Origin of the sequence: Acidovorax sp. (assembly GCF_022763525.1) — a bacterium.
GTDB lineage: Bacteria > Pseudomonadota > Gammaproteobacteria > Burkholderiales > Burkholderiaceae_C > Acidovorax.
In genome coordinates, this window is sequence record NZ_JALEGG010000274.1 from 1 (window position 1) to 4,058 (window position 4,058).

Annotated in this window: 5 protein-coding genes; 4 read left to right on the forward strand and 1 reads right to left on the reverse strand. The window is 67.3% G+C overall.

From position 1 onward, the window contains the following. Together MRY84_RS21030 and MRY84_RS21035 are read left to right on the forward strand one after the other, a co-directional pair. A partial coding sequence (locus MRY84_RS21030) for a tripartite tricarboxylate transporter substrate-binding protein (protein ID WP_291507629.1) occupies nt 1-190 on the forward strand: 190 nt, incomplete at its 5' end. Nucleotides 191-249: 59 nt separating this feature from the next. Next, nucleotides 250-1,164 (forward strand): NAD(P)-dependent oxidoreductase, encoded by a 915-nt coding sequence (locus MRY84_RS21035; RefSeq protein WP_291507630.1) that lies wholly within the window; start codon nt 250-252, stop codon nt 1,162-1,164. Nucleotides 1,165-1,262: 98 nt separating this feature from the next. On the opposite strand, the gene MRY84_RS21040 is transcribed toward MRY84_RS21035, so the two are convergent. Continuing rightward, complete coding sequence (locus MRY84_RS21040) at nt 1,263-2,234, reverse strand: LysR substrate-binding domain-containing protein (RefSeq protein ID WP_291507631.1); 972 nt, start codon at nt 2,232-2,234, stop codon at nt 1,263-1,265. Between the two features lie 164 nt (nt 2,235-2,398). Between MRY84_RS21040 and MRY84_RS21045 the strand changes: the two genes are divergently transcribed. Together MRY84_RS21045 and MRY84_RS21050 are read left to right on the forward strand one after the other, a co-directional pair. Continuing rightward, nucleotides 2,399-3,091, forward strand: a complete 693-nt coding sequence (locus MRY84_RS21045; RefSeq protein WP_291507632.1) for a substrate-binding domain-containing protein — start codon at nt 2,399-2,401, stop codon at nt 3,089-3,091. A gap of 35 nt (nt 3,092-3,126) precedes the next feature. Then, on the forward strand, nt 3,127-4,058 hold a 932-nt coding region (locus tag MRY84_RS21050), incomplete at its 3' end, for an amidohydrolase family protein (RefSeq protein WP_291507633.1).

The window sequence follows — 4,058 nt, forward strand, 5'->3', positions numbered from 1 at the left end:
CCCTGCCGTGGTGGAGCGCCTCTCGCGCGAGGTGCAGTCCGCGCTGGCCCAGCCCGATGTGAAAAAACGCCTGCTGGAGCTGAACCTCAACGTCCAGGGCAGCACCCCCGCGCAGCTGGGCGAGCATCTGGCGGCCGATGTGCGCCGCTGGAGCGACGTGATCGCCAAGGCCAAGATCACGCGGCAGTGAGTACCGCCGCCGCAAGCCCGCGTTGCCTGCGGTGGGGCAGGTTCTAAAAGGAAAATCGGATGAACATCACACACATCGGCCTCGTGGGCTATGGCGAGGTGGGGAAGATCTTCAGTGCGGGCTTGCGCGTGCAGCCCGGCGTGGCTTCTGTCGCGGCCTGGGACCTGAAGCTGGCCGACCCCGCGCAACGCGACGCCATGCGGATGCACGCCGCGCAGGCCGGCGTGGTGGCGGTGGAATCCATGCAGGCGCTGTGTGCGCGCTGCGACGGCATCGTCTCGGCGGTCACCGCATCGAACACACTGGCCGTGGCGCAGGAGGCTGCGCAGCACATCCGCCCCGGCACCGTGTTCCTGGATCTGAACTCCGCCTCCCCCGGCACCAAGCAGCAAGCCGCTGCGCTCATTGAGGCGCGTGGCGCGCACTATGTCGAGGCGGGGGTGATGACCTCGGTGCCGCCCTACGGCATCCGGGTACCCATGCTGCTGGGTGGGCCGCAGGCTGCCGCGTTGGCGGCTGTGCTGACCGGCTGGGGCATGGATGCCCGAGCCGTGAGCGAGCAACTGGGCGTGGCCAGCGCCATCAAGATGTGTCGCAGCATCATGATCAAAGGCCTCGAAGCCCTGGTGATCGAGAGCTACGCCACGGCCCGCCACTACGGCGTGGAAGACCATGTGCTGCCCACGCTGGCCGAGACCTTCCCTTCCATCGACTGGCACGAACAGGGCCGCTACTTTTTCAGCCGCGTGGTGCAGCACGGCCAGCGCCGCGCCGAGGAGATGCGCGAGTCCGCCCACACGGTGCACGAGGCCGGCATGGCGCCGCTGATGGCCGCTGCCATCGCCGCCAAGCAGCAGTGGGTGGCCGACCTGGCGCGTGCCGGGGTGTTTGCAGATTTGGCGAAGGATGCGCGCTGGCAGGATTACGCGGACCGGGTGCTGGGAAGTGTGCGCGGGGATGCCACTGGGCATTGAAGTTGTGCTGTCTGCGCGGCCTGACCCAGCTTGCAGCGTCCCCAACCGTTCACGCTGAGCCTGAACGGTTCGGAGTTTGCACTGCAGTTCACGCGCGCTCAACCCGGCGTTTTGTAAAGCGCCATCAAAGTCGTTCGAATCAGCTCCGCCATTGCCTGCTGCGTCAGCGTGGCCGGGCGCTGTGAACTCACCGCCATGAACAGCTTGCTGCGCAGCCGGTTGCTGCCGTCCTCGCTCTCGCCCGGGTCGCCACCATCGCTGCTCGCGCCGTGGATGGGCCGGGTGCTGAACACCTCTGGCTTGCCCGAGGTGGTGACGGCGTTCATGGGCAGCACGGCGCAGCCCGCGCCGTCGGCCACCAAGTCCAGGATGGCCGCCACGCCGTCGATCTCCAGGCTGATCTGCGGGCGCTTGCCGCGTGCGGCCAGTTCCGACTCCACCAGCATGCGGATGGAGTTGGGGCGGGTGGGGATCACCAGCGGAAAGCGCGGCAGCTCGTCCAGCGGCAGGGGCGTGCGGGCCAGGGCGTCGGCTTCCGCCTCACTCTGGCCGGGGGCGCGGCGCTGCACCAGAAACAGGTCTTCCTCCAGCAGCGCCGTGGTCTCGATGCCCGGCGCGGGCGTGGTGTTGTAGAGCAGCGCAATGTCGAGCAGCCCCGTGGTCAGCGATTCGCGCATGGCCACCGACAGGCCCTCGCTGATGGCCAGCGCCGCATCGGGCATCTTCACGCGGAAGGCGCGGGTCAGCGGCACCGTCAGCACCTTGGCAATGCTGGGCGGCAGGCCGATGGCCACGCGCCCGGCCAGCGCGCCGCGCACGCGGCCCAATTCCTCGCGGGCGCGCTCGACCTGGTGCAGGATGCCTCGGCCGTGCTCCAGCAGCAGCTTGCCCGCCTCGGTGGGCGTGGCGCCGCGGCCGTTGCGCACCAGCAGGTTCTGGCGCAGCTCCACCTCCAGCAGGCGCACCTGGCGGCTCAGAGCGGGCTGGGCAATGTCCAGCACCACCGAGGCGCGGGTGAAGCTGCCCAGCTCGGCCACGCGCACAAAGTATTCGATCTGCTTGAGGTCCATGGGCAAGGCTCTCTGATATAGCTGCGTACCGACGATCACGGAATGATATATCTGGTAGTGCCGGGGCTGCCTTCATGTTTGGGCGCGTGCTGCCCACAATCACCCCACCCACCCGAGCAATGGCTGCGCCGGGACACAACGCATTCCGCAGGAGACAAACCACCATGACCACGCCGGCCCTTCGCGGCATTTCCTCCATGGCCACGCGCCAGGTGCTGGCCGACCTGGTGGCCGGGTTTGCGCAGCAGACGGGCCTGCAGGCGGCCATCGAATCGGTGGGCGGTGTGGACGCCGCCAAGCGCGTGGCGGCCGGCGAGGCGTTCGACGTGGTCATCCTCGCGTCCGATGCCATCGACAAGCTCATGGCCTCAGGCCATTTGGCGCCCGGCAGCAAGGTGGACTGGGTGCACTCCGGCGTGGCCGTGGCCGTGCCTGCGGGGGCACCGCTGCCCGACCTCAGCACCGAAGACGCCGTGCGCAATGCCGTGCTGGCCGCGCCCAGCATCAGCCTGTCCACCGGCCCCAGCGGCGTGGCGCTGGCCAAGCTGTTCGAGCGCTGGGGCATTGCCGAGCAGATCGCCCCGCGCATGGTGCAGGCCCCCCCCGGCGTGCCCGTGGGCTCGCTGGTGGCCAAGGGCGAGGTGGCGCTGGGCTTTCAGCAATTGAGCGAGTTGTTGCACGTGCAGGGCATCCAGATCGCGGGCCCGCTGCCACCGGCCATCCAGATCACCACCACGTTTTCAGCGGGCATCGGCGCGCATTCGCAACAGGTGGATGCCGCGCGTGCCTTGCTGGCCTACCTGGCCTCCCCAGCCGCTGCCGAAGCCAAACGCAAGCAGGGCATGGAGCCCGCCTGACCGATCACAAGAACACCTTCCAGGAGCACCCAAAAATGAGCCTCATCATCGACTGCCACGGCCACTACACCACGGCCCCCAAGGCGCTGGAGAACTGGCGCAATGCGCAGATCGCCGGCATCAAAGACCCAGCCGCCATGCCGAAAGCGGCGGACCTGAAGATCAGCGACGACGAGCTGCGCGAGTCCATCGAGACCAACCAGCTGCGCCTGATGAAGGAGCGCGGCAGTGACATCACGCTGTTCAGCCCGCGCGCGAGCTTCATGGCCCACCACATTGGCGACTTCAACGTATCGAGCACCTGGGCTGCCATCTGCAACGAGCTCTGCTATCGCGTCTCGACGCTCTTCCCCGACCACTTCGTGCCGGTGGCCATGCTGCCGCAAAGCCCTGGCGTTGATCCTGCGACCTGCATCCCCGAGCTGGAAAAGTACGTGCACGAATACGGCGCCGTGGGCATCAACCTGAACCCCGATCCCTCGGGCGGTCACTGGACCAGCCCGCCGCTGACCGACAAGCACTGGTACCCCATCTACGAAAAGATGGTGGAGTACGACCTGCCCGCCATGATCCACGTGAGCACCAGCTGCAACGCGTGCTTCCACACCACCGGCGCGCACTACCTGAATGCCGACACCACGGCCTTCATGCAGCTGATCCAGGGCGACCTGTTCAAGGACTTCCCCACGCTCAAGTTCCTGATCCCGCACGGCGGCGGTGCGGTGCCCTACCACTGGGGCCGTTTCCGTGGTCTGGCGCAGGAGATGAAGAAGCCGCTGCTGGACGAGCACCTGATGAACAACGTGTACTTCGACACCTGCGTGTACCACCAGCCCGGCATCGACCTGCTCAACACCGTGATCCCGGTGAAGAACGTGCTGTTCGCCAGCGAGATGATTGGTGCGGTGCGCGGCATCGACCCCACCACCGGCAACTACTACGACGACACCAAGCGCTACATCGAGGC

What these genes read in the sequence shown, in the direction of transcription:
- MRY84_RS21035 (WP_291507630.1), top strand. Translation starts at nt 250, where the DNA reads ATGAACATCACACACATCGGCCTCGTGGGCTATGGCGAGGTGGGGAAG.
- MRY84_RS21040 (WP_291507631.1), bottom strand. Translation starts at nt 2,234, where the DNA reads ATGGACCTCAAGCAGATCGAATACTTTGTGCGCGTGGCCGAGCTGGGC.
- MRY84_RS21045 (WP_291507632.1), top strand. Translation starts at nt 2,399, where the DNA reads ATGACCACGCCGGCCCTTCGCGGCATTTCCTCCATGGCCACGCGCCAG.